This is a genomic window from Candidatus Aalborgicola defluviihabitans, from assembly GCF_016705985.1.
GTDB lineage: Bacteria > Pseudomonadota > Gammaproteobacteria > Burkholderiales > Burkholderiaceae_C > Allorhodoferax > Allorhodoferax defluviihabitans.
In genome coordinates this window covers 574938-600798 of sequence record NZ_JADJKN010000002.1, presented here as the reverse complement: position 1 = coordinate 600798, position 25861 = coordinate 574938, and the positions used below count along the sequence as shown (strand labels likewise).

Here is a 25861-nt window from a genome sequence, read left to right as displayed (position 1 = left end):
TGATTTTCGGCGTTTTCCGTGAAACCCACCGCAGTCAGCGCCGATGTTCTCTTTGAAGAGTTTCGCACCCGTCTACATTGGGAGTGGCTCGCCGGCTTGGGCGCATCCGAGCGTCGCTTCGACGAGGTTGCGGTGCGGGCCGCCCGCTCAGGCGCTGATCTGGTGGGTTATCTCAACTACATCCACCCCTACCGCGTACAAATTCTCGGTGAGCGAGAGATAGCCTACATCACCAGCGCCACTGCGGACGATTGTGCGCGCCGCGTTGCACGCATCGTGACTCTGGAGCCGCCGGTGCTGGTGCTGGCCGATGGGCAAACGGCTCCGCAGGCATTGCTGGCCATGTGCGAGCGGGCGCAGATTCCCATGTTTGCCACCCACGAGTCGTCGGCGTTTGTGATTGACGTTCTGCGGGCATATCTGTCCAAACACTTCGCCGACCGCTCCTCCATGCATGGCGTGTTCATGGACATTCTTGGCCTGGGGGTGTTGATCACCGGCGAGTCCGGCTTGGGGAAAAGTGAATTAGGCCTGGAATTGATTTCCCGTGGCAATGGCCTGGTGGCTGACGATGCTGTGGACCTTTTCCGTATCAACCAGACCACCATCGAAGGGCGCTGCCCGGAGTTACTTCAGAACCTGTTGGAAGTTCGGGGCATTGGCCTGCTCGACATTCGCGGCATTTTTGGAGAGACCGCAGTGCGCCGCAAAATGCGGCTCAAAATCATTGTGCACTTGGTGCGCCGCGAAACGCTGGAGCGTGAATACGAACGTATTCCCTACGAGCCGCTAACCCAGGACATCCTGGGCGTGCCGGTGCGCAAGGTAGTCATTCAGGTGGTGGCAGGGCGCAATATTGCCGTGTTGGTGGAAGCAGCCGTGCGCAACACCATTTTGCAATTGCGTGGCATTGATACGTACCAGGAATTTGTCGAACGCCATCGCAAGGCCATGGAAAAAGGCGACTAGGATCGTTCGGCAGAAACGCTGCCACGCTCACTTTCCATCTCGGCGCGGTGAGGGCAATTGTCCTTGACGCAGTTAGCGTAAAGACTGAGTGCATGGTCCGAAATGGTAAAACCCTTGGCCTTTGCCACCGCTTGCTGGCGGTTTTCGATTTCCGCGTCGTAAAACTCCTCGACCCGGCCACAGTCCAGACACACCAGATGGTCATGGTGCTTGCCCTCGTTCAACTCGTACACGGCTTTTCCGCTCTCAAAGTGGCTGCGGCTCAGGATACTGGCTTGCTCAAACTGGGTCAGAACCCGGTACACAGTGGCAAGTCCGACGTCGGAGCGGTCCTTTAGCAGGACGCGAAAAACGTCTTCCGCCGTCAAGTGGCGCTGCGCGCTGCGTTGGAACACCTCAAGGATTTTCAGGCGGGGAATGGTGGCCTTCAGTCCGGTGTTCTTGAGTTCGTCGATATTGGTCATTGGCATCTTTCCGCCTGGACAGCTCGGGGTGGCGCGCGGTGCTCAACCGCTACAATCCGACGATCATAGCTTGCGTAACCTTCCATGTCCGACATTAACTGCCGTGCCCTTCGCTTGAACCTGGTTGTCCTGGCGCTTGCAGGGCTTGCGGGTTGTAGCAGCTTCAATGGCGCGTCCAGCCGGATCGCCGGAATTGTTTCGCCCTACCGCATTGACATCGTCCAAGGTAATGTGCTGACCCGTGAGCAGGTTGGCATGCTCAAACCCGGCATGCAGCGCGCCCAGGTGCGCGAAATCCTGGGGACGGCACTGTTGGTTAGCGTGTTTCATGCCGATCGTTGGGACTATGTGTTCACCCTCAAGCAGCAAGGTGGGTTGCGCCAGTCGCGCAAGGTTACGGTGTTTTTCAAGGATGGCGTGATGGATCACGTCGATGCCGACGAGCTGCCCAGTGAAGCGGAGTTTGTGGCGACTTTGAAGTCGTCGGTGCCCTCCAATGCGGGGCCTGCACTGGAAGCATCCGAGGAAGCCTTGAGTAAGTATCCACCACCCTCCCGGCCGACTCCCATAATCGGACCGGCCGCTGCCACGACGGACTATCCGCCTCTGGAATCCGCGCGCCCGTAGGCCAGTTTCCCCTTTGAGGACCGTGACATGACGTACAGAATTGCTGTGGCCGGTGCATCTGGCCGCATGGGACAAATGCTGGTGGATGCGATCCGGGAGGCAGACGATTGCACCCTGACCGGTGCTCTGGATATGGCCGGTTGTGCTGCCATTGGCCAAGACGCCGGCGCTTTGGCTGGCAAACCCGTGGGCGTTGTGATCACTGCGGACCTGCGTGCGGGTCTGCAGGCTGGCTCAGCCCTGATCGACTTCACCCGCCCCGAAGGAACCCTCGCCCATTTGCAGGTCTGCCGTGCGCTGGGTGTCGCTGCCGTCATCGGCACGACCGGCTTTACCGAGGCCCAGAAGGCCGAAATCGCCACCATTGCCCAACAGATTCCCATTGTCATGGCCCCCAATATGAGCGTGGGCGTCAATGTCACACTCAAATTGTTGGAAATGGCAGCTAAGGCGTTGTCAACCGGTTACGACATTGAAATTGTTGAAGCCCACCACCGCCACAAGGTGGATGCACCCTCCGGTACTGCCCTCAAGATGGGCGAAGTGATTGCTGGCGCCCTGGGTCGCGACCTGAAAGACTGCGCGGTCTATGCCCGCGAAGGCGTGACTGGCGAACGTGACCCGTCCAGCATCGGCTTTGCCACCATCCGCGGTGGCGACATCGTGGGCGACCACACCGTGTTGTTTGCCGGTATTGGCGAGCGCATCGAAATCAGCCACAAGTCCTCCAGTCGGGCCACCTATGCCCAGGGCAGTTTGCGCGCCGTCCGCTTTCTGGCCGACAAAAAGTCGGGGTTGTATGACATGTTTGATGTTCTGGGTCTGCGGTGAACGCCAGCGAGTTGCTGCGCCAGGGTGATGCGGCAACCGCCGGCGTAGCGCTGGCGCTGCTGCTTATGTCGGTAGGTAGTTGGGTCGTGATTCTGTGGAAAGCATGGCTATTGCACCGTGCACACAGGGATGTAGCCCGCAGTACCGGAGTTTTTTGGCAGTCTGCTTCCCTGGATGATGGCCTGCAGTCCTTGCGGGCGTTTGACCGTGAAGGTCTGGTGTGTCCGTTGGTCGAGGCCACTCAGGTAACCATGGCAGGGACCTTGGCCGGGGCGGGGGACCGTTCCCAACAACTCACCCGGGTGCTGCGTGATGCCCTGCATGCGGTTCTGCTCAAGTTGCAGGCCGGACAGGTGCTGCTGGCAACTGTGGGCGCTACTGCGCCTTTTGTTGGGTTGTTAGGCACGGTCTGGGGTATCTACCACGCACTCATCGGCATTTCGGGTGCCGGCCAAGTCAGCATTGACAAGATTGCCGGCCCGGTGGGCGAGGCGCTGATCATGACGGCCGCCGGCCTGATGGTTGCCATTCCAGCGGTGCTGGGCTACAACGTACTGGGACGTTACATTGGCCGCATCGAGGCTGATCTGGAAGGCTTCGCCCGCGACCTGCGCGAATTGTTGTTGACGGCTGAGTAACTATGACATTTGGTCGCCTGGAGCGCAGGCCCAGTCCGCAACCCATGAGCGAGATCAACATGACACCGCTGGTGGATGTGATGCTGGTGCTGGTGGTGATCTTCATCATCACCGCGCCCCTGCTGGTCAGTGCCGTGAAGGTGGATTTACCCCGCGCGGCCGGCATAGCGGCGGTTGATGCACCCCAATTTCTGTTGCTCACCCTGGACCGTAGCGGGCGCGCCTATGTGGACGATCTGCCCATGGACCAGGCCGCCCTGTCTGCGACCCTGCGCCAAGCCGCACAACGGTACCCAGACACCGAAGTTCGACTGCGTGCGGATGCCCAAGTACCCTATGGACGGGTCGTGGAAGTGATGGGATTGGCCCACCAGGCCGGATTGCACCGTATCGGCTTTGTGGCCCAGACTGCCGCTGCTACGCATTGACGCGCGCAGCGCCTAAAATCCCACTCTGGCACTCCACCAGGCGGCATTCTGCCGCCCTTTGACCCATGCAAGACAAATACCAACATCTGGACATCGAAAAAGCGGCGCACGCGCATTGGGCACAGCCCCTTTGGAACGGGCAGAACGCCTACCGGGTGACCGAAGACGCACGCGATGCACAGGGCAATCTGAAGAAGAAGTTTTACGCCTGCTCCATGCTGCCCTACCCTAGCGGCAAGCTGCACATGGGCCATGTGCGCAACTACACCATCAACGATATGCTGGCGCGCTACCTGCGCATGAACGGCAATAACGTCTTGATGCCCATGGGCTGGGACGCCTTTGGCCTGCCCGCCGAAAATGCCGCGTTGAAGAACAAGGTGCCACCCGCGAAATGGACCTACGACAACATTGCCTATATGAAGGGCCAAATGCAGGCCATGGGCTTGGCCATCGACTGGAGCCGCGAGGTCGCCACCTGCGACCCCACGTACTACAAGTGGAACCAGTGGTTATTTTTGAAGATGCTGGAAAAGGGCATTGCCTACCGCAAGACCCAGGTCGTCAACTGGGACCCGGTGGACCAGACTGTGCTGGCCAACGAGCAAGTCATTGACGGCAAGGGTTGGCGCACCGGCGCCACGGTCGAAAAGCGCGAGATCCCCGGCTATTACCTGAAAATCACCGACTACGCCGAAGAACTGCTGGACCACGTGCAAACCGGCCTGCCGGGCTGGCCCGATCGCGTCAAGCTGATGCAAGAGAACTGGATTGGCAAGTCCAGCGGCGTGCGTTTTGCCTTCACCCACAGTATCAAGGGTGCTGATGGAGTACTGATTGGCGATGGCCGCATGTACGTGTTCACCACCCGTGCCGACACCATCATGGGGGTCACCTTTTGCGCCGTGGCGCCTGAGCACCCGCTGGCTGTGCATGCGGGGCGCAACAACCCTGCGTTGGCGACCTTCATCGAGGAGTGCAAGGCCGGTGGCACCACCGAGGCTGAATTGGCAGTCAAAGACAAGCTGGGCATGCCCACCGGGTTGCAGGTTACCCACCCCCTCACGGGTGAGCCGGTGGACGTGTGGGTGGGCAACTACGTGCTCATGGGCTATGGCGATGGCGCCGTCATGGGCGTGCCCGCGCACGACGAGCGCGACTTCGCTTTTGCCAAGAAATATGGCCTGCACATAGACGACGTGGTGCACATCGATGGTTTGACCTACGACCATGACCATTGGCAGGATTGGTACGGCGACAAACAGCGGGGTGTGACCGTCAATTCCGATATTTTCAGCGGCCTGTCCTGTGCCGATGCGGTGGACGCTGTCGCTGAGGCGCTCAAGGCCATAGGTCTGGGCGAGAAAAAGACCACCTGGCGCCTGCGCGACTGGGGCGTGAGCCGCCAGCGCTACTGGGGCACGCCCATTCCCATCATCCACTGCGCCGAGCATGGTGCGGTGCCTGTGCCAGAGAAGGATTTGCCGGTGGTGTTGCCACAGGACTGCGTGCCCGATGGTTCTGGCAACCCGCTCGTCAAACACGAAGGCTTCCACGCTGGTGTGACCTGCCCGGTGTGCGGCAAGGCCGCGCGGCGCGAGACCGACACCATGGACACCTTTGTCGACAGTTCGTGGTATTTCATGCGCTACTGCGACCCGAAAAACACCGAAGCCATGGTGGCCGAGGGCGCCAAATACTGGATGCCGATGGACCAGTACATCGGTGGCATTGAGCATGCCATCCTGCACTTGCTGTATGCGCGCTTCTGGACCAAGGTCATGCGTGATCTGGGCCTGGTAACAGTGGACGAGCCCTTCACCAAATTGCTGACCCAGGGCATGGTGCTCAACCACATCTATTCACGCAAGGGTGCCAAGGGTGGCAAGGAATATTTCTGGCCGGCCGACGTGGAGCATGTGCTCGACGATGGCGGAAAAATCATTGGCGCCAAATTGATCAAGGCGGTGGGCGACTTGCCGGTGGGCACCCCCATCGACTACGAGGGCGTGGGCACCATGTCCAAGTCCAAGAACAATGGCGTGGACCCGCAAGACCTGATCGAGAAATACGGCGCTGACACCGCCCGCCTGTACACCATGTTCACCGCCCCGCCCGAGGCCACGCTGGAGTGGAACGATGCCGCCGTGGAGGGCAGCTACCGCTTCCTGCGCCGCGTCTGGAACTTTGGCGTCAAACTGGCTACTATGAATTCGATAGCTGCTCACGTAAGTTTTGCGAGGGCTGGAAGCCTGAAAGACGTAACGTTTGGCAAGGAAGCCAAGGTCTTGCGGCGCGAGATGCACACGGTGCTCAAGCAGGTGGACTATGACTACCAGCGCATGCAATACAACACCGTGGTCTCGGGCGCCATGAAGATGATCAATGCCCTGGAAGACTTCAAGGCGCACGACAGTGCCGGCGCCCAGGGGGCACTGATTGAAGGCTTCTCCATTCTGTTGCGCATCCTCTACCCAGCCACACCGCACATCGCCCACGCGCTGTGGAGCGAGCTGGGCTATGCCCAGGCCCTGGGCGATTTGCTGGATGCGGCCTGGCCCGTGGTGGACCCACTGGCTCTGGTGCAAGACGAGCTGGAACTCATGCTGCAAGTCAATGGCAAGCTGCGTGGCTCGGTGATGGTTCCGGCCAGTGCGTCCAAGGACGAGATTGAGGCCCTGGCCCTGGCCAGCCCGGCCTTTGTGCAGTTTGCAAATGGTGCCCCCGTCAAGCGCGTGATCGTCGTGCCAGGGCGACTGGTGAACGTCGTTCTCTAACGCCATGCAACGCAGAACCCTGCTCACTGCTGTCCCCGCTGCCTGGGGCCTGGCGGCGTGTGGCTTCAAATTGCGCAGTGCGCCCACCTTTGCCTTTCAGACCGTGGCGGTGACCCCAGAGAAAAATGGCCTATTGGCCGCCGACCTGATCCGCTATTTCGGCAATGCCGTCGCACCTGTGGCTCCGGGTGCTGGTGGCACACCGCCGCAAGTGATTGTTGACATCCTGCAAGAAGCGCGTGAGAAGAGTGTGGTGGGTGTCAACGCTTCGGGCCAGGTGCGTGAATTCCAGTTGCGCATCCGCATCCAATTCCGCATGCGCACGCCTGATGGACGGGAGTTGATTGTCCCCACCACCATTTCCCAGCAGCGCGATATCAGCTTCAACGAATCAGCCGTGTTGGCCAAAGAAGCCGAAGAAGTGCTGCTGTTTCGCGACATGCAGGCCGACCTGCTGCAACAGCTGGTGCGCCGGCTGGCAGCGGTCAAGTCGTTGGACCCACCCTAACATGCAAGTGAGCACTGGCCAGTTGGCAGCCCATCTGACGCGTGGGCTCAAAAGCCTGTACACCCTGCACGGCGACGAACCGCTGCTGCAGCAAGAAGCACTCGACGCCATTCGCGCCGTAGCTCGGCCGCTGGGCTATACCGAACGCACCGCTCACACGGTAGCCGGCGCCCACTTTGACTGGAGCGAAGTGCTAGCTGCCGGTGGGTCTTTAAGCCTGTTTGCCGACAAGCAGATCGTGGAAATTCGCATCCCCTCGGGCAAACCGGGCAAAGACGGCAGCGCCGCGTTGCAGCAACTGGCGCAAATGTCCCAGGACAATGACGCCACCCTCACCATCGTGATGCTGCCGCGCCTGGACAAGATGACCAAATCCAGCGCCTGGTTTGCCGCGCTGGAGAGTTTTGGCATGACCCTGCAGGTGGACCCGGTGGAGCGCGCCGCCTTGCCGCAGTGGATTGCCCAGCGCCTCGCAACCCAAGGCCAGCGCGTGGCCGCCGGTGAAGAGGGCCAGCGCACCCTGCAGTTTTTTGCCGATCGGGTAGAAGGCAACCTGCTCGCCGCCCACCAGGAAATCCAGAAACTGGCCCTGCTGTACCCGGCTGATGCGGCTGGCGGTGGCGTTTTGGGTTTTGAGCAGGTAGAAGGCGCGGTGCTGAACGTGGCCCGCTACGACGTATTCAAGCTCAGCGAGGCGGTGCTCGCCGGCCAGCCGCTGCGGGTGCAACGCATGCTCGATGGCCTGCAGGCCGAAGGCGAGGCCGAGGTGCTGGTGCACTACACCTTGAGTGAGGACATACGTGCCCTCAAACGCGTCAAAGACGCCATGGCGCAGGGCCGTCCGCTGCCCGTGGCTCTGCGCGAGCAGCGTGTCTGGGGCGCCAAGGAGCGTTTGTTTGAGCGCGTGCTGCCCCGCCTGAGCGAGTCCGCACTGGCCGAGTTGCTGCAGTCAGCCCACGTGGTGGATGGAATCGTGAAAGGTCTCAAGCAGCCGGACTGGCCGGTCTCGGGCTGGCAGGCTTTGCAGCGCCTGGCCCTGCAACTATGCGCCCTGTGCGCGGGACCCAGGACAGTATGACCGACTCAACAGGCGATCACAACGACCACCCGGTCAGCCTGTTCCACGCCAGTCTGGTGTGGCCCCTGCAGATTGAGCCGCGCCCTGGCAAGGACGCCAAGGCGCGCCATTGGCAGGTGCTTGAGGCCGCGAAACACAACCACTGCTGGACCCGGATCGACGACGAGTTCACTGACGATCCTGGTCAGTTTCGCGAGCGGCACTACCGAGAGTTCGTCTCGTTTTTGCCCTACGTGCAACGCTTTCTGTACGGCGAGGGCCGTTTCCGGCATGCCGGAGACCAGGATGACACGGACAGCTCGCCCATGCATGTGTTTCGCCGCAATGACATTGCCAGGCTGCGAGTAACCCTGCGCCCGGATAGCGCGCCGATAGAGCTTGATATTGTGCATATCGACCTCTACTTTTTCGACGACCTGGACCTCGTGCAGTTCAATATCGAGGTGCGGACTACGGACCTGCCTTTGGCCGTGGTGCGCGACTTCCTGTTTCGCTTTGGCCGGGCCTACCCGTCCGGCTGGGACGAAGATGGGGATGGCGTGCACAATTCCCATGCTGCAGAGTGGCTGGGGGTGGACGGGCAGGTGATCGCCCGCTCGGACTCCGCCCATCGCGACAAATACTTGCAGTTTGTCTGTCAGCATCGCAGTCCCTGCATCTCGGAACACTGGGCTTGCCTGTTGCGGCCCCTGGTGTTGGACCACTCGGACGAAGTCGGTGATCTGCGCTACCGGTTGATTGAATACCATCGCATGCCAGTCATGGCCTATGTGGCACTGGACCAGCCCCGGCGCTTGAGTGCTCATGAATGGGTTCGCCTGGGCCTGGCATCCACGCTGCACCCGGACGAGCAGTTGCCGGTGAATGATCCCACGGTTATCGACTTCGAGTCGCTGTACTGCCAGGATCGTTTTTGGACGGATTCGGATGCCGGTCCCAACACCCGCTTCATCTGCACCGGCAATGCATTGACCGTGGTCGGCGACAGTGCCTCCATGTTTTTTACCAACCCCGAGCGCGGTGTGCTGGCCCAGTTCCGGCACCAGTATTTCCTGGTGTTCCTGTTGGCGCATCTGCACCGTGCTGCCCTGCTGGTGTTTTCGGACGTGCTGGTCGGCGCAGTGAATGCACTCGATATCCGCAACGACGATTCGGTGCGGACATTCAAGCGGCGCATCCGCTCCAATTTCGAGACCTTCTTGCGGTTTACCCACCGCTACTGGTTTCATGAACTGTCCGAACGGCCGCATTTGCAGGCGACGTTTCGCATCTGCTCCAACCACTTGCGCAACGACGCGCTGTATGACGAATTACGGGACGAAATTCGTGAGATGAGCCACTATCTGGACAGTGACTCGCAGCGCCGTCAGTCCAACACGGTGGTGCGGCTTACAGTGATTACCATTTTGGGCCTGATCGCCACTGTGACCACGGGCTACTTTGGCATGAACATCATCGCCTTTGGCGAGGGACCGCCGCTGGAACGACTGGTGCATGGCATCATTGCCACCGCCTTCTTTGTGGTCCTAGTAATGTTTGCGATTGCGCGCTCCAAGCGGCTGTCCGACTTTCTGGAAGTCCTGTCGGACGAGCGCACGTCCTTGGGCGGCAAGTTGCATGCATTTTGGCTGGTTGTAACGAACCGCCCGAACTGAGGTCCATCTGCGGCTCATCGACCCCTTCGCAAGGCCAATTGCTTTTGTTCGTACCGATTCACGATGGAATTGAAGAGCGGTTGTCGCTTGCGCGAGCCACGCCGTCTCGGCCGTCTTCTTTGGCGCGGTACATCGCTTCATCGGCGCTTTGGGTCAAGGTTAATTCATCGTGGCCGTCGTCCGGGTAAACCGCCACGCCCAGGCTGCAAGAGATGCACAGCTCCAGCCCGTCTACCGTATAGGGTTGGCGTACCGACTGCCGGATTTTCTCAGCCAGGGTAAACGCCAGGTCGACGCCACCCAGCTCGGGCAGCAGCACCACGAATTCGTCGCCTCCAATGCGGCCCACCGTATCGGACGCACGCACGGCTTCCCGCAGGCGGCGAGCTACTTGCCGCAACAGGCGATCGCCCATGGCGTGTCCGTGGTGGTCGTTGACGGGCTTGAAGTAGTCCAGGTCCAGAAAGATCACTGCGAAGCGACCGTTGTGGCGCTTGGCCCGTTCCAGCTCATCCTGCAGGCGGTGGCTGAACATGGCTCGGTTGGGCAAATCCGTCAGCGGGTCGTGCTGGGCCATGTGGCGCAGTTCATCGGTCATCTCGGCGGCCAAGCGCAGGGCGCGGGCACGTCCGGTGACCATGAACCAGCTCAGCAAAGCCAGGGTCAGGCTTAGTCCCACGCCGGTGACGGCAATCACGGTGGCCACATCACGTCCTGGATGGTTGTCAAAATTACTGCGCGTGCCCAGGTCCAGCGTCCAGTTGTGGCCAGCGACCACCATGTACTCCAGTGCCTGAAGGCCGTCGGATGCGGCAACTCTGGGTGTGCCGTTCAAGTTGCTGGTCTGGTACAGGCGCGCAGATGGATTGGTGGGATCGGCCCCATCGTAAATGGCCAAGGTGATGCCGGGCGCCTGCTTGCCATACAGGCTGGCCATGAAGTCTTCCATGTTGACGACCGCGTAAATCCAGCCGATCAGCTGCGCGCGCCGTTGGGCCACGTTGTCGTGGGGCTGCCCAGGGGTGAATACAGGCAAATACATGGCAAAACCTGGGTGCTTTTCAGCTCCTGTGCCCACGGCGAGCTTGCCGGTGATGGAGGCCATTCCGGAGTCGCGGGCCTGCTCCATGGCCTGACGGCGTATTGGATCGGCCCAGGCGCTCTGGGCGTTTGCTTGTGGGGCGGCATCCAGAACCTGGATACCCGACAAATTGGCGTCGATTTGCAGGGCTGCCACATAGTCATTCAACGCGCGGCGGTTGCCCAGTGCCGTGGTGGTAAACAAGCCTTGCACGCCGCGCAATAGCTGTTCGTAGGCGGCCACACGCTGTTCGATGCGGCTGACAGTCTCGCGCAGGGAAAAATCCAGCTGGGTGCGCAGTTCATTTCGGGTCAGAGCCTGTTCATGGTCACGGACCAACCACGTTACACCCAGCGTGGTGATCAGGATCAGCCATGGCAACAGCAGGGACAGACGCAACGCGGTATGGGGTGCGGCGTGGTTGGTCGTCACGGGGCTGTGTCAAAAATTGACCAGGGTTGCAGCCAGGTCAGGATCGAAATATTTCTCAAAAATGCGCCGGGTGGTGCCATCAGCACGCATGGCATTCACCAAAGCGCGCCATTTTTCTTGTTCGGCTGGTGAAACGGCCTTTTTCGACATGATCAGGCCGTGGGGTACCGGCGGGTCGTTGAAGGCGATGATGGTGGTGATGTCACGGATCTTCTTCTCGCCCAGCGTGGGGTAGTCAAATGGCTCAATCAGCATGCCCTGGATGTGGTTGAGCATCAGCGCCTGGTACAGCGGCTCCAGCCCGCCAGCCTGACTCAAGCGGCTGGACGCTTGCAGGGTGTCAACCAACGTATTGCCACTTTCACTGTAGCGAAAACTACGAATCACACCCAGCTGAAGTTTGTCGTTACCCGCAAAATCAGCCAGACTGTGCACCCCGGCGTCCTTGCGCGCCAGCAGGTAGTACTTGTTGCTGAAGTACCAGGCAAAGGCGGCAAATTTGTCACGGTCGGCATTGCGAATACCCGAGAGGCTGAAATCCAGCGCGCCGGATTCGATCAGTTGCCAGATGCGGGCGCGGGCCATCAGGGTCACGGTTACCTTGCAGCCGGAACGGCGGATCAGCTCCTCGGCAACATCCTTGTCGATGCCGGAGTCGGTGGCGGCCGAGTACAAAAGGCCGTGGTCGTGCAGGGCCAGTGTCATAGGACGCGAGCAGTCCGGGCCTACTGCGTGGGCTTGGCAGCAGGCGCAAATGGTAATCAGCCAGGTCAGCGCACAACGGGTCAGCATGGTCAACGCTCCTTGGGAGAGCCCAGTTTCTTTTTGTTGGCGTAAGGATCATGTTACACAAGTTACAGATTTTTGGTTTGTCAGATCATTCTGTGGGTTCAGGCGCCATATCTGCGAAAATCCGAGGTATGAATGCGCTCAACATCACCGAATACGCCCACGCCCTGGGTTCTCAGGCAAAAGTGGCATCAACCCTCATGGCCGCTGCATCAACGGCTATCAAAAACAGAGCATTGCTCGCCCTGGCCAGCCTTCTGCGGGCCAATGTGGATGCGTTGCAGGTGGACAACGCACTGGACATCGAACGTGCCACCACGGCTGGCTTGGCCGCGCCCCTGGTGGACCGACTGCGTTTAACGCCCAAGGTGATCGAGACCTGTGCCCAAGGGTGCGAACAGCTGGCCGCCATGCCCGATGTGATTGGCGAGGTCATTGGCATGAAACAGCAGCCCAGCGGCATTCGTGTGGGCCAGATGCGCGTGCCCATTGGCGTGTTTGGCATGATTTTTGAAAGCCGCCCCAACGTCACGATCGAGGCTGCCAGCCTGTCCATCAAGAGCGGCAACGCCTGCATTCTGCGTGGTGGCTCCGAGGCCATTGATTCCAACAAGGCCCTGGCCCGTTTGGTACAGCAGGCATTGCTTGAAGCCGGCCTGCCAGTGGATGCCGTGCAACTGGTGCAAACCACCGACCGTGCCCTGGTGGACCAGCTCATCGCCATGCCCCAATACGTGGATGTGATCATCCCGCGCGGTGGCAAGGGTTTGATCGAACGCATCAGCGCCGGCGCCAAGGTGCCCGTTATCAAACACCTGGACGGCAACTGTCACGTCTATGTGGATGACCCCTGCGACTTGGCCATGGCCTTGAAAGTGGTGGACAACGCCAAGACCAACAAGTACAGCCCCTGCAACGCGGCCGAGAGCCTGTTGGTGGCCCGCGGGGTAGCCCAGGCCTTCCTGCCCCAGATCGGGCTGGTGTTCGCTGCCAAGGGGGTGGAAATGCGCTGCGATCCGGTTGCGCTACAAATATTGCAATCAAATATGCCTCCAGCCCTCGTCAATACTACACAAGATGCTACAAAAATAGGAGTAATTGCAGCAACCTCTGCGCAGCTAAGTCTGGCCCAGGAAAGCGACTGGTACGCCGAATACCTGGCCCCCGTCATCAGCATCAAGGTGGTGCCGGGGCTGGACGAGGCCATTGCCCACATCAACCGCTATTCCTCCCACCACACCGACGCTATCCTGACCCGCGACCACATGCACGCCCAGCGTTTCTTGCGCGAGGTGGATTCGGCCAGCGTCATGGTCAACACCAGTACCCGCTTTGCTGATGGCTTTGAATATGGCTTGGGCGCCGAAATTGGTATCAGCACCGACAAGTTTCACGCCCGTGGGCCCGTGGGCATTGAGGGACTGACCTCGCTCAAATACGTGGTGCTGGGCGATGGCGAGGTACGCATCTGAGTTTTCCGCTGCACGGCAGCGTCAGGTCCTAGAATCAGCTTCCGATTCAATTTTTTCAAGAGGACCGCATGGTTCCCCATTTCGTTACTGCGTTGACTGGCCCCATCAACGAACTGGAGCAGCGCATCCTGGACTCCATGCCGGCCATTGAGCGCTGGTTTCGCCTGGAGTGGATGGAGCACACCCCGCCCTTTTACTGCTCGGTGGATGTGCGCAATGCCGGCTTCAAACTGGCGCCTGTGGATACCAATCTGTTTCCCGACGGCTGGAATATCCTGTCGTCGTCCATGTTGCCGCTGGCGGTACAGGCGGCCATGGCAGCGATCGAAAAAATCTGTCCCGAAGCGCGAAACCTGCTCATCGTCCCGGAAAACCAGGCCCAGAACACTTTCTACCTGAATAACCTGGCCCAGTTGCGCCGCATCTTCCACATGGCAGGCCTCAACGTGCGCCTGGGCTCCATCAGCCCCGATGTCAAGAAGCCCGTCACCATGGCCCTACCCAATGGCGAAAGCATTACGCTGGAGCCCGTGGTGCGCAGCAGGGGGCGCATTGGCGTCAAGGATTTCGACCCTTGCACTATTTTGCTGAACAACGACTTGCATGCCGGCGCCCCCGGCATCCTGGAAGACCTGCAACAGCAATACCTATTGCCGCCCTTGCATGCCGGCTGGAACACGCGGCGCAAGAGCGTGCACTCCAAGTGTTTTGAAGAAGTTTCCAAACGGTTTGGCAAACTGATCGGGGTGGACCACTGGCTGATCAACCCGTTGTTTGACAAGTGCGCCCAGGTGGATTTCTCTACCGATGCCGGTGTGCAAGAGCTTGCCACGCGGGTGGATGCGCTGCTGGGCAAGATCCGCAAGAAGCACAAGGAATATGGCATCAAGGAAAAGCCCTTTATCGTGGTCAAGGCCGACAACGGTGACCCGCATATGGATATCCTGACCGTGCGTGACGCCAAGGAACTGGAGTCCCTGCGCCAGCACATAGGCCCCACGGTTGCTGCCGGCAAGCCCGCGGCTGCGGTTTATGACGTGCTGCTGCAAGAGGGGGTGCTCACCAGCGAACGTCTGAACGACGCAGTGGCCGAACCTGTGGTCTACATGATGGACCGCTATGTCGTGGGCGGCTTCTACCGTGTGCACGCTGGACGCAAGACCGACGAAAATCTGAATGCTCCGGGTTCCAGCTTTGTTCCACTGGCTTTTGCCGAGAGTACGCACTTACCTCAACCTGGTGTAAAACCCGGCGCCAGTGCGCCCAACCGTTTCTACATGTATGGGGTGATCGGCCGTTTGGCCATGCTGGCCGCCAGCTACGAGCTTGAAGCGACCGACCCACAAGCTGAACACTACGCCTGACACAGGGCTTGCGCCAAGCCCCTGATTGACGGCCAGTTGTTGCATTGCAACATATCTGCGATTTTCGGTGAAATGCAAGCGCAGAGTCTTGTGCAAAAGGGCGGCTGGCGCAAAATAGCGATCCCAAATGGAATGGACCCGGCCGCAAGCTTGGCTGGGTGAACGTGTGTCAGCATCCAAATCGTCTTTACCGGCGCTTACCCTGGGCGCCATTGGCGTTGTGTATGGCGACATCGGAACCAGCGTTCTGTACGCAGTCAAGGAGGTCTTTGGCTCCGGCCATGTGCCCTTCACTGCAGGCAATGTCTACGGCATTCTGTCCATCTTCTTCTGGACCTTGACGGTCATCGTGTCCCTCAAGTACGTGACCCTGGTGCTGCGTGCCGACAACAATGGCGAAGGCGGGCTGGTGGCCATGCTGGCCCTGGCGTCCCAATCGATCAAAGACAAACCCAAGCAACGGCGCGTGTTGCTGCTGGTTGGCATTTTTGGCACCTGTCTGTTTTATGGCGACGGCGTCATCACGCCAGCCATCTCGGTCCTGTCGGCGGTGGAGGGTATGGAAGTCATTTCGCACGACTTGCATCGCTTTGTGATCCCGCTTACGTTGATCATTCTCTTGGGCCTGTTCATGGTGCAAAAGCACGGTACCAGCGGTATCGGCAAGTTTTTTGGCCCCATCACCCTGGTCTGGTTTGCCACAATTGCCATTTTGGGCGTGGTCCACATTGCCGACCGACCCAGCATCTTGCTGGCCATCAACCCCTATTACGCATTGTCTTTTATTTGGGAGCAGCCGGGCGTTACCTTCATCATTTTGGGCGCCGTGGTGCTCTGCGTCACCGGTGCTGAGGCGCTGTATGCAGACATGGGTCACTTCGGCAGGAAGCCGATCCGTCTGGCTTGGTTTGCCATCGTCATGCCGGCGCTCACACTCAACTATTTTGGCCAGGGAGCCTTGTTGCTGGGCAATCCTGAAGCCGTCAAAAATCCGTTCTTCCTGATGGCCCCGGACTGGGCTTTGATGCCGCTGGTGGCACTGGCCACCATGGCCACCGTGATCGCCTCGCAGGCGCTGATTTCCGGGGCGTTTTCCGTCACCAAGCAGGTGATCCAGCTGGGTTACCTGCCGCGCTTGCAGATTTTGCACACCAGCGTAAAAGACACCGGTCAAATTTACCTGCCGTTTGTGAACTGGGGTTTGTTCGTGACCATTGTGCTGGCGGTGGTCATGTTCCGCTCATCGAGCAACCTGGCAGCAGCCTACGGCATTGCCGTGTGCACCGACATGCTGATCACTACGGTGCTGACCTTTTATGTCGTTCGCTACACCTGGAACTACCCGTTGGCACTGTGCATCGGCGCCACCGGGTTTTTCTTCGTGGTGGACTTTGCCTTTTGGGCGTCGAACCTGCTCAAGCTGATTGATGGTGGCTGGTTCCCGCTGATGATTGGCGGTGCCGTATTCGCCCTGATGCTGACCTGGAAGGATGGCCGGCGGCTGATGAATGAGAAGCTGCGCGCCGATGCCATCGACCTCCCCAGCTTTCTGGAGTCCGTGTTTATCAGCCCGCCGGCGCGGGTGGAAGGTACGGCTGTGTTCCTGACCTCTGATGTCGGCACCGTGCCCAACGCCCTGCTGCATAACCTCAAACACAACAAAGTGCTGCACGCCAACAACCTGTTCGTCACGGTGCGCAACCACGAGGTGCCCTGGATCGGCATGACCAAGCGTCTGGAGTTTGATTCCCTGGGCCACGATTGCTGGCAGGTGGTGATTAATTACGGCTTCAAGAACGATCCTGATGTGCCCAAGGCGCTGGAGCAGATCAAAGGCCGAGGCTGCGATATAAACCCCATGACTACCAGCTATTTTCTTTCGCGCGACACCGTGGTGCCTACCCTGGGCAAGGGCATGGCACCCTGGCGCGAGAAGCTTTTTGCCCAGATGCATCGCAATGCCAGTGGTGCCGCAGACTTCCTGAACCTGCCCAACAACTCCGTGGTGGAATTGGGCTCCAAGATCGAGATCTGAGCACTGGGTCACAATCAGCTGCATGCAGTTTTTTAAAGACCTCAGCCCTCCCGCCTTCACTGCCGGCTTTGTTGCCGTGCTGGTGGGTTTCACCAGTTCGGTCGCCATCGTGTTCCAGGCGGCCCAGGCTTTTCATGCCACACCGGAGATGATTGCCTCGTGGATGTGGGCGCTGGGCATCGGCATGGGCTTGTGCACGGTGTTGCCTTCGCTGTGGTTGAAAAAGCCGGTCATGGTGGCCTGGAGCACACCGGGTGCTGCGGTATTGGCCACGGCCGGTGCCACGGGCGGCTTTTCCATGGCTGAGGCAGTGGGTGCCTTCATGGCGTGCGCTGGTCTTATTACCGTGGCCGGAGCAACTGGCTGGTTTGAGCGGGTCATGAACCGCATTCCGGTGGCTCTCGCCGCTGCCCTGCTCGCAGGCGTACTGGCGCGTTTTGGCCTGTCCGGTTTTGGCGCGGCGCAAACGGCCCTGCCACTGGTGTTGGTCATGCTGCTGGCGTATTTGGTGGGCAAGCGCCAATGGCCGCGTTACGCGGTGCCCCTGACTCTGGTAATTGCTATTGTTTTCGTAGCTGCAACAACAGGTTTCACGAGGGCTGACATCGCATTAGGCATTACAACACCGGTGCTGGTGCGTCCGGAGTTCACGTTCTCGGCCCTGGTCAGCCTGGCGCTACCGCTATTCATTGTGACCATGGCCTCGCAGAACCTGCCGGGTGTGGCCGCCATCCAGGCCTGCGGCTATGGCGATCGTCGTGCCCAGGGTGGCGATGCCGGCATTCCCATCTCGCCCATCATCACGCTCACCGGCGTAGCCACCCTGCTGTTAGCACCCTTTGGTGCATTCGCCCTGAATCTGAGCGCCATCACCGCTGCCATCTGCATGGGGCCGGAAGCGCACGCCGACCCCAAGAAGCGCTACACAGCAGCGGTGTCTTGTGGCGCGCTGTATGTGGTGATTGGAATCTTTGGTGCGGCCATCACCGGCGTGCTGACTGCCTTCCCCACGGAACTGGTGGCCGCCATTGCGGGCCTGGCACTGCTGGGCACCATTGGTGGCGCGCTGACATCCGCCTTGCAGCATGAACCCCACCGCGAGGCGGCGGTCATTACCTTTCTGGTCACGCTCAGCGGCGTGGTGGTGGCGGGCGTGGGCTCGGCCTTCTGGGGTGTGGTGGCAGGTGCGCTGGCCTTGTTGGTGCAAAACCTGGGGCGTAGCACCCTGCTGCGCAAAACCGATTAGCCCCAAGCCCTGCCTGCTGCTCCAGTCGCGGTAGAGTCGTACCCATTACCAAACCTGCTGTTCAAAGCTATGGAATTACTCTTTGTTTGCGACCCCCTTGAATCGTTCAAGATTTATAAGGACACCACCTTTGCGATGATGCGCGAGGCGCAACGGCGCGGGCACAGCATTGTGGCCTGCGAGCCGCGTGAATTGCTGTGGGAGCGTGGCGGTGTCGTGCAGGCGCACATGCGCCACATCGTGCTCACGGGCCACGAAGATCGCTGGTTCCACGAGGCGCCCCCGACGCCCGGGCAGCGCCTGCGTGACTTGAAAGACTTTGGCGCCATTATCATGCGCAAGGACCCGCCGTTTGACAGCGAATACTTTTACGCCACCCACTTGCTGGAGCAGGCCGAGCGCGAAGGCGCCAAGGTGTTCAACAAGCCGCGCGCTCTGCGCGACCACCCCGAGAAGCTGGCGATTCTCGAGTTTCCCCAGTTCATTGGCCCGACCATCGTCACGCGCGATGCGCAGGCCATTCGCCGTTTCCACTCTGAGCACCAAGACATCATCCTCAAACCCCTGGACGGCATGGGTGGCATGGGCATCTTTCGCGTCAAGGCCGATGGTCTGAACCTGGGCGGCATCATCGAAACCCTGAACAAGGATGGCGCTGAAACCGTGATGGTGCAGAAATTCCTGCCCGCCATCACCGAAGGCGACAAACGCATATTGGTGATTGGCGGCAAGCCAGTGCCGTTTTGCCTGGCGCGCATCCCGCAGGGCAGTGAAGTGCGGGGCAACCTGGCGGTGGGCGGCAAGGGCGTGGCAATGGCACTGAGCGAGTCGGACCGCCGCATTGCTGAAAACCTCGGGCCTATCCTGGCGGCCCGTGGCCTGTTGCTGGTGGGGCTGGACGTGATTGGTGACAGCCTGACCGAAATCAACGTGACCAGCCCAACCTGCTTCCAGGAAATCACCGACCAGACCGGCTTTGACGTGGCAGCAATGTTTGTGGATGCGCTGGAGGCAGCGGTGTAGCTTTGCAGATTCCGGTGCTGGCAACTCGCCCAAAAGCCGGCTCAGTTATCATTCTTAAATCATGAGCGCCGTCCGTAGATTTTTGTTGACCAATCGCTTGGCTTTTGTGATTGCGATGGTGCTTCTGTTGCCTTTGGCGCAGATGACGGCTACCTCGCATTTGATCTCGCACATCCATGCAGGGCAGATTGCTCAAGTTGGCGGCAATGACAGCACTCCCGGCCTTCACGAAGACCATTGCGGCCAATGCCTGACAGCGCTGGCGGCACTCGGTGGCGCGACAAATAAAAATATCTTGAGTTTTCCGGCTGGTGCCATTCCCCGGGAGAATTACGTTGCCGACTCGTGGGTACCCCCCACCGTCAATTTTTGGCCGTCTTACGAAAGCCGCGCGCCGCCTTCCTGATTTGATTTTTTCGGTGTGCCGTCCGTGCTACGTGGTATGGGTGGTTCCGTTGGATTTCATTTTCAGGATAAACCATGCAGAAACTTTTGTCGGCAAGCTTTGCGCTTGCCATGGCGGTACCCCTGTGCGCCACAGCCCAATCCCAGCCCAACTCCATTTCAATACAAAACCTGCGTCAGGAAATTGACGCCATGCGCCAAGACTACGAAACGCGCATTAAAGCAATGGAGATTCGCCTGGAAGTTGCAGAACATGCCGCCGCGGTGAATGCATCAGCGCCGCAGGTTGCTGCAACCAGCAATCCCTCGCAGCCATCTGCGACCGCAGAAACCCCCATGTCCAACGCGAATGCTTTCAACCCGGCGATGTCACTGGTTCTTTCAGGGTTGTATGCAAGCACCTCGGTAGATCCGGCAAATTACAACATTGCGGGGTTCCAGTTGTCCAAGGTGTCAGGCGCGGGGCCGGGCTCGCGTGGCTTCAATCTCACGGAATCTGAGCTGGGATTCTCCGCCAATATTGACCCCTGGCTGCGGGGGGCGGCCAACATCTCCCTGCATTCTGACGATTCGGTTTCCGTTGAAGAGGCCTATATCCAGAGCACGTCACTTGGAAACGGTGTAACCGCCAAGGCTGGGCGATTCCTGTCGGGGATTGGATACCTCAATTCGCATCATTCGCACACGTGGGACTTCGTGGACAGCCCCTTGGCATACCAGGCGCTGCTGGGCACACAGTATGGAGACGATGGCATTCAAATCAGCTGGTTGCCACCAACCGACCAATACATCGAACTGGGATTCGAGTTGGGGCGCGGCAAGAGTTTTCCCGGCAGCAACACTGGGCGAAACGGTGCCGGCATGTCGGCCCTGACATTACACACGGGCGGCGATGTTGGTGAAAGCCATAGCTGGCGCGCCGGCGTGTCGTTGCTTGGGGCACAGGCCAATGACTTGCTGCTCGACAATCTGAATGGCAGCGGTACCTTGGTCACCAGCGCATTTACCGGCAACACCAAGGTCTGGATTGTGGATGGTGTCTGGAAATGGGCACCCAACGGCAATGTCAAACAGACCAACTTCAAGCTCCAGGGCGAGTACATCTCCAGTGCACGCAGCGGCCAACTGAGCTATGACGTGACTGGGGCGAATACCGGTGATGGCTATGTGGCCAACCAATCAGGTTGGTATCTGCAAGGAGTCTACCAATTCATGCCCGAGTGGCGCGTGGGATTGCGCACCGAACAATTGGATGCGGGCTCTCCCAATTCCGGTATCAACTCCACCGCGCTTTTGGGAACGGGTTATCGACCCTCAAAGGATTCGGTGATGCTGGACTACAACCCCAGTGAGTTTTCGCGCGTGAGGTTACAGCTATCGCAGGACCGGGCCCGTGAGAACCAAACTGACAACCAACTGTTCCTCCAGTACCAGATGAGCCTTGGCGCACATGGCGCACACGGCTATTGACCCAGTCAAACACAAGGATTACAAAATATGAAACACATCAAATGGGTATTTGCAACTGTGGCCGCACTTGCTTCCTTGCCCTCTTTTGCAACCGTTCGGGTTCTTGCCTGTGAGCCTGAATGGGGTGCCTTGGTGCAGGAGTTGGGCGGTAATCTGTTGGACGTGTCTGTCGCTACCAGTGCGTTACAGGACCCCCATCAAATTCAAGCCAAGCCCAGTTTGATTGCCAAGGCACGCAGCGCAGACATGGTGGTCTGCACGGGTGCTGAACTGGAGGTTGGATGGCTCCCATTGCTGTTGCAGCAGTCAGGAAATAGGAAAGTTCAACCAGGACAGCCCGGCAACTTTGCCGCCGCAGACTTTGTACACAAGTTGGATGTTCCAACCCAGCTAGACCGTGGCCAAGGGGATGTGCATGCTGCCGGTAATCCCCATATCCAGACTGACCCCCGAAACATTACCGAGGTGGCCATTGCGTTGGCGGATCGATTGCAAAAGGTGGACCCTGCCAACGCAGCGCAATACGCGCAGCGATTGGCAGACTTTACCCAGCGATGGCAGCAAGCCATTGATAAATGGACCGCACAGGCGGCACCTATTCGCGGTGTTTCGGTGGTGTCCCAACACAAGGGATATGTGTACCTTTATAACTGGCTGGGTCTAAAGGAGGTTGCGGTGCTGGAGCCCAAACCCGGAGTGGAACCGACTGCATCCCATTTACAGGAAGTGTTGCTGACCCTTAAAAGCACACCGGCCAGAATGGTCATTTACTCTGCCTATCAGGATTCCAAGGCCTCTGAGTGGTTGAACCGCAATGCAGGGGTTCCCGCAGTCAAGATTGCCTTTACGGTGGGAGGAACCGATGGTGCCAAAGACCTGTTCGGTCTTTTTGACGACACGGTTAGTCGGTTGCTTGCAGCTGGAGCAAAACGATGAACTGGAGTGCATTGGACTGGGGAATTCTGGGGCCAGCATTCATCGCTGGGCTGTTGGTTCTTTTGACCCACGTGCCGCTGGGGGCACAGGTTCTGGACCGCGGCATCGTGTTCATTGATCTTGCGATTGCGCAGATTGCGGGACTTGGTGTCATTGCTGCCGACGCAGTGGGATTGCCCGAAGGTGGGGTGGCAGTGCAGATTGCGGCCGTTGTATCCGCTTTGCTCGGCGCGTTGCTCCTCACCTGGACGGAACGCAAGGCGCCCCGTCAGCAGGAAGCGCTCATTGGAGTGGTGTTTATTCTGGCCGCTTGTGCCGGAATCCTCATGTTGTCCGGGAATCCCCATGGTGGCGAACACCTGAAGGATCTGCTCGTCGGCCAGATTTTATGGGTCAATACGACACAATTGATCTGGTTGGCCGGCGTCTCTGCCATCATCCTGTTGGCCATGGTATTGGGGTGGGTCACCAAACTTGGTCGTTTCGGTTTCTATGCAGTATTTGCCTTGGCAGTGACTGCTTCAGTTCAGTTGGTGGGTGTGTATCTGGTGTTTTCCAGCCTCATCATTCCCGCATTGGCGACGCGGTCATCAAAAGGTGGACGGCAATTGACAGGCGCCTACGCCATTGGCGTTGTTGGCTATGCAATTGGGCTGGCACTTTCGGCACTGCTCGATTTACCGTCCGGCGCTGTCATCGTCTGGACGCTTGCGTGTTGTGCTTTGGTGTGGGCGGTGAAAACCAAGTCACTGGTGAACGAAGATATGGGCAAGTCGACGCCCTAAAGGAGAGGGCAGCCATCCATAAATACTTTCATCTCTCCCGGTGCCATAACCACCCAGTTTTCGTTGGTGGTTAACGGCTCGGTCACCACTATGGCCAGGCGGTCGTCGGGGCCGTTGAATTCGGCCAGGTCCACCCGCAGATCCTCGTCCTTGAGTTGTACTTGGGTGAAGGGGTGTTGGCGCAGCACGTAGCACAGCTTGGTGCTCGCATGGGCCCACAGGGCCTGGCCATTGCTCATCAGGAAGTTGAAGGTGCCATGTTTGGCGATGCGGGGCACGAGTTCGCGCAACGTATGGGTCAGTTCCTGTACGCTGGGCACACCGGCGTGGGATTTGTTCAACTCTTGCAGCAGCCAGCAAAAGGCCAGCTCACTGTCGGTGTCGCCTACGGGTTTGAAGGCACCGTGCAGGTGCGGGGTGAAGTCTTTCAGGTCGCCATTGTGGGCAAAAAACCAATAGCGCCCCCATAGTTCGCGCACAAAGGGGTGGCAGTTCTCCAACCGCACTTCACCTATTGTGGCTTTGCGCACGTGCGCTACCACGTTGTGGCTTTTGATGGGGTAGCTGCGCAGCATCTTCGCAATGGGGGACGTGGCGGCACTTTCCTTGTCCACAAAGTGCCGTGCCGCCTTGCCGGGCACGCTGCCTTCGCTTTCAAAGAAGGCGATGCCCCAGCCATCGGCGTGGTGGTCGGTGCTGCCGCCACGCTGCGAAAACCCGGAGAAGCTCAGCGTCAGGCTGGCCGGCAGGTGGCTGTTCATTCCCAGGAGTTGGCACATACTGTTTAGTGTAACTGTGCGCTATTCCGGGCGGACTGGAACTCGCCAGATAAACAACCCCAGCACCAATGCCATGCCCAGCAAAAAGAGCTGGAGCTGAAGGGTCGGCACAACCAGAATAGAGGTGCCAAAGGACAACACCATCATCAGCGCTGCCCACTGTTTGGTTTTGCGCCGCATGGCGTGGTGTTCCCGCCAGTCGGCAATGATGGGGCCGGCTATGCGGTGGTTGAGCATGGCGTTGTAGAACCGGTCGGAACTGCGGGCAAAACAGGCCGCCGCCAGCAGCACAAAAGGGGTGGTGGGCAGGACCGGCAGTAAGGCGCCCGCAACGCCCGCCACCAGAGCCAGTATTCCCGCCACCAAGTAGAGACCACGCACCAGCGCAGAGCGGTGCAATTCCACACGTTTGGTGTGTGTTTGTAGCTCGTTGGGTTTGTTGGTTGGCATGGTCGATACCGCTCGGAGGCGGTTCGCTCATTTTATCCATGGGCATTTCTTGCAAAGCTGGAGGACAATGGTCGCAGGAGGCAAAGTATGGCGAAGACGAACCCTGAGACCGATTTTGAACTGATGTTCGAGTCTGCTCCCATCTCCCTTTGGCTGGAGCATTACAGCGCCCTGAAACGCCTGTTTGACACGTGGCGCGCGCAGGGTGTCGTTGATCTGGCAGCGCACCTGGCGCAGGACCCCGCGCGGGTTCAGCTGTGCGCAGCGAGCCTTACCGTCATCAAGGTCAACCGGCAGACGTTGAAAGTATTTGCAGCCGAGAGCCAGCAGGCATTAATTGATCGTCTGTCAGAAGTGTTTCGCGACGACACCATGGCACAGATATCCCAGGAGCTGAACTACCTCTGGCAGGGGCAGCTGGAGTTTTCCAACCAGACTGTCAACTACGCACTGGATGGACGCCGCATCGACGTGCAAATTCATGTGCGGGTGTTGCAGGGTTATGAAGACACGTGGGAGCGGGTCATGGTGTCGCTACAGGACATCACCCAGGCCCGCCAGGCACAGCACAAACTGACAGTGAGTGAACAGTATGCTCGTGATCTGTTTGACTACTCGCCCGTGTCACTGTGGGTGGAAGACTTCAGCGGCGTCAAGCGCCTGCTGGATGAGGCACGGTCACAGGGCATACAGGACTTTCGTGTGTTCATCAGCGTGCATCAGGAATTTGTCAGCCGCTGCATGGAGGAAATACGGGTCCTGGAAGTAAACCGCCAGACGCTGACCATGTTCTCGGCGGCCAGTCAAAGTGAGCTGTTGAGCCGTCTTGGGGTGGTATTTCGCGATGAAATGCATGAGTCATTTGCCGAACAACTGCTGGACCTGTGGGATGGCAAGACGGTGCAGCTGCGCGAGGTGGTGAACTATTCGCTCAGCGGCGAGCTGATCAACATCCACATGCAGTTCGCCGTGCTGCCCGGTTACCTGGACACCTGGGGTTTGGTTCTGGTGTCGCTGGTGGACATTACCGCACGCAAGAAGGCCGAGGCGTATTTGGAGTACCTTGGCAAGCACGATGCCCTTACACGGCTGCGCAACCGCGCGTTCTACGTCGACGAGCTCAACCGTATTTCCCGCAAAGGCCCGTGGCCCCTGACCATCATGGCCATGGACCTCAACGGCCTCAAGCGCATCAACGACGCAGAGGGCCATGCTGCCGGGGACGCCGTGTTGCGGCGCGCTGGCGAGGTGCTGACCAGTGCCACGGCAGGCTATCCCTACTGCGTAGCGCGGATTGGTGGCGACGAGTTCATTGCCCTGATGCCTGGTTGTGATGACCGCGTGGCCGCTGGCCTGCAGGAACGCATCGAATCCATGATCGAGATGAACAACCAGTTCTACACGGGCCAGCGCCTGAGTATGGCCATCGGCATTGCCAGTTGCAAAGCGGCTGGTGAGGTTGAGGCGGCCCTGCACGAGGCGGATCAGGCCATGTTTCGCGAGAAGACGCGTTACTACGATGAAAGCAAGCTGGAGCGGCGTCGCGGTTGATGTCTCCAACGTGACGCAAAAGTCAGGGGTTTACCCCAAAGTAGTTGCCCGTATTGCGGCAAGTGGGA

Annotated in this window: 24 protein-coding genes; 19 read left to right on the top strand and 5 right to left on the bottom strand. The window is 59.3% G+C overall.

The features are described from left to right. The first annotated feature begins 18 nt into the window (after nt 1–18). Nucleotides 19–969: an HPr(Ser) kinase/phosphatase gene (gene hprK, locus IPI80_RS03280; RefSeq protein ID WP_413857099.1), complete on the top strand. Its 951-nt coding sequence runs from the start codon at nt 19–21 to the stop codon at nt 967–969. On the opposite strand, the gene fur is transcribed toward hprK, so the two are convergent. Continuing rightward, on the bottom strand, nt 966–1433 hold the full coding sequence (gene fur, locus IPI80_RS03275; RefSeq protein WP_413857586.1) for a ferric iron uptake transcriptional regulator: 468 nt from the start codon (nt 1431–1433) through the stop codon (nt 966–968). The genes hprK and fur overlap by 4 nt on opposite strands. 84 nt (nt 1434–1517) lie before the next feature. Between fur and IPI80_RS03270 the strand changes: the two genes are divergently transcribed. The 8 genes from IPI80_RS03270 (at nt 1518) to IPI80_RS03235 (ending at nt 9975) form a co-directional block, all read left to right on the top strand. Beyond that, nucleotides 1518–2060, top strand: a complete 543-nt coding sequence (locus IPI80_RS03270; protein ID WP_413857097.1) for an outer membrane protein assembly factor BamE — start codon at nt 1518–1520, stop codon at nt 2058–2060. 27 nt (nt 2061–2087) lie between these two features. Continuing rightward, the gene (gene dapB, locus IPI80_RS03265) at nt 2088–2891 is read left to right on the top strand and encodes a 4-hydroxy-tetrahydrodipicolinate reductase (RefSeq protein WP_413857095.1); all 804 of its coding nucleotides are present in this window, start codon (nt 2088–2090) and stop codon (nt 2889–2891) included. Beyond that, complete coding sequence (locus IPI80_RS03260; RefSeq protein WP_413857093.1) at nt 2888–3529, top strand: MotA/TolQ/ExbB proton channel family protein; 642 nt, start codon at nt 2888–2890, stop codon at nt 3527–3529. The genes dapB and IPI80_RS03260 overlap by 4 nt, the downstream gene beginning before the upstream one ends. Before the next feature lie 2 nt (nt 3530–3531). Further along, a complete protein-coding gene (locus IPI80_RS03255; RefSeq protein ID WP_413857091.1) occupies nt 3532–3957 on the top strand; it encodes an ExbD/TolR family protein in 426 nt (141 codons plus the stop codon). Nucleotides 3958–4022: 65 nt separating this feature from the next. After that, the gene (gene leuS, locus IPI80_RS03250) at nt 4023–6734 is read left to right on the top strand and encodes a leucine--tRNA ligase (protein WP_413857089.1); all 2712 of its coding nucleotides are present in this window, start codon (nt 4023–4025) and stop codon (nt 6732–6734) included. A gap of 4 nt (nt 6735–6738) precedes the next feature. Next, the gene (gene lptE, locus IPI80_RS03245; protein ID WP_413857087.1) at nt 6739–7242 is read left to right on the top strand and encodes an LPS assembly lipoprotein LptE; all 504 of its coding nucleotides are present in this window, start codon (nt 6739–6741) and stop codon (nt 7240–7242) included. Nucleotide 7243: 1 nt separating this feature from the next. Continuing rightward, nucleotides 7244–8320 carry a DNA polymerase III subunit delta gene (gene holA, locus IPI80_RS03240; protein WP_413857085.1) on the top strand — a complete coding sequence of 359 codons (1077 nt, stop codon included), beginning with the start codon at nt 7244–7246 and terminating at the stop codon, nt 8318–8320. Continuing rightward, nucleotides 8317–9975, top strand: a complete 1659-nt coding sequence (locus IPI80_RS03235; protein WP_413857083.1) for a CorA family divalent cation transporter — start codon at nt 8317–8319, stop codon at nt 9973–9975. Before holA ends, IPI80_RS03235 begins: the two co-directional genes overlap by 4 nt. 58 nt (nt 9976–10033) lie before the next feature. Here IPI80_RS03235 and IPI80_RS03230 read toward each other — a convergent pair whose 3' ends face one another. Further along, nucleotides 10034–11488 (bottom strand): diguanylate cyclase domain-containing protein, encoded by a 1455-nt coding sequence (locus IPI80_RS03230; RefSeq protein ID WP_413857081.1) that lies wholly within the window; start codon nt 11486–11488, stop codon nt 10034–10036. Nucleotides 11489–11497: 9 nt separating this feature from the next. Next, nucleotides 11498–12280, bottom strand: a complete 783-nt coding sequence (locus IPI80_RS03225) for a substrate-binding periplasmic protein (RefSeq protein WP_413857079.1) — start codon at nt 12278–12280, stop codon at nt 11498–11500. Between the two features lie 128 nt (nt 12281–12408). Between IPI80_RS03225 and IPI80_RS03220 the strand changes: the two genes are divergently transcribed. The 9 genes from IPI80_RS03220 (at nt 12409) to IPI80_RS03180 (ending at nt 23013) form a co-directional block, all read left to right on the top strand. Beyond that, nucleotides 12409–13749, top strand: a complete 1341-nt coding sequence (locus IPI80_RS03220; RefSeq protein ID WP_413857077.1) for a glutamate-5-semialdehyde dehydrogenase — start codon at nt 12409–12411, stop codon at nt 13747–13749. A 68-nt stretch (nt 13750–13817) separates the two neighbouring features. After that, nucleotides 13818–15113, top strand: a complete 1296-nt coding sequence (gene gshA, locus IPI80_RS03215) for a glutamate--cysteine ligase (RefSeq protein ID WP_413857075.1) — start codon at nt 13818–13820, stop codon at nt 15111–15113. Between the two features lie 166 nt (nt 15114–15279). Next, complete coding sequence (locus IPI80_RS03210; protein WP_413857073.1) at nt 15280–17148, top strand: potassium transporter Kup; 1869 nt, start codon at nt 15280–15282, stop codon at nt 17146–17148. A 22-nt stretch (nt 17149–17170) separates the two neighbouring features. Continuing rightward, nucleotides 17171–18394 carry a benzoate/H(+) symporter BenE family transporter gene (locus IPI80_RS03205; protein WP_413857071.1) on the top strand — a complete coding sequence of 408 codons (1224 nt, stop codon included), beginning with the start codon at nt 17171–17173 and terminating at the stop codon, nt 18392–18394. Between the two features lie 69 nt (nt 18395–18463). After that, nucleotides 18464–19417: a glutathione synthase gene (gshB, locus tag IPI80_RS03200; RefSeq protein WP_413857069.1), complete on the top strand. Its 954-nt coding sequence runs from the start codon at nt 18464–18466 to the stop codon at nt 19415–19417. A 61-nt stretch (nt 19418–19478) separates the two neighbouring features. Further along, complete coding sequence (locus tag IPI80_RS03195; RefSeq protein ID WP_413857067.1) at nt 19479–19823, top strand: hypothetical protein; 345 nt, start codon at nt 19479–19481, stop codon at nt 19821–19823. 74 nt (nt 19824–19897) lie between these two features. Further along, complete coding sequence (locus IPI80_RS03190; RefSeq protein WP_413857065.1) at nt 19898–21292, top strand: hypothetical protein; 1395 nt, start codon at nt 19898–19900, stop codon at nt 21290–21292. A gap of 27 nt (nt 21293–21319) precedes the next feature. Further along, nucleotides 21320–22228, top strand: coding sequence for a metal ABC transporter substrate-binding protein (locus IPI80_RS03185; protein WP_413857063.1), 909 nt, complete (start codon nt 21320–21322; stop codon nt 22226–22228). Then, nucleotides 22225–23013, top strand: a complete 789-nt coding sequence (locus tag IPI80_RS03180) for a metal ABC transporter permease (RefSeq protein WP_413857061.1) — start codon at nt 22225–22227, stop codon at nt 23011–23013. Before IPI80_RS03185 ends, IPI80_RS03180 begins: the two co-directional genes overlap by 4 nt. Here IPI80_RS03180 and IPI80_RS03175 read toward each other — a convergent pair. Together IPI80_RS03175 and IPI80_RS03170 are read right to left on the bottom strand one after the other, a co-directional pair. After that, nucleotides 23010–23792, bottom strand: coding sequence for a class II glutamine amidotransferase (locus IPI80_RS03175; RefSeq protein WP_413857059.1), 783 nt, complete (start codon nt 23790–23792; stop codon nt 23010–23012). The genes IPI80_RS03180 and IPI80_RS03175 overlap by 4 nt on opposite strands. Nucleotides 23793–23813: 21 nt before the next feature. After that, nucleotides 23814–24242, bottom strand: coding sequence for a YbaN family protein (locus IPI80_RS03170; protein ID WP_413857057.1), 429 nt, complete (start codon nt 24240–24242; stop codon nt 23814–23816). An 87-nt stretch (nt 24243–24329) separates the two neighbouring features. On the opposite strand from IPI80_RS03170, the gene IPI80_RS03165 reads away from it, so the two are divergent. Then, nucleotides 24330–25793, top strand: a complete 1464-nt coding sequence (locus IPI80_RS03165) for a diguanylate cyclase domain-containing protein (protein ID WP_413857055.1) — start codon at nt 24330–24332, stop codon at nt 25791–25793. Nucleotides 25794–25861 lie beyond the last annotated feature (68 nt).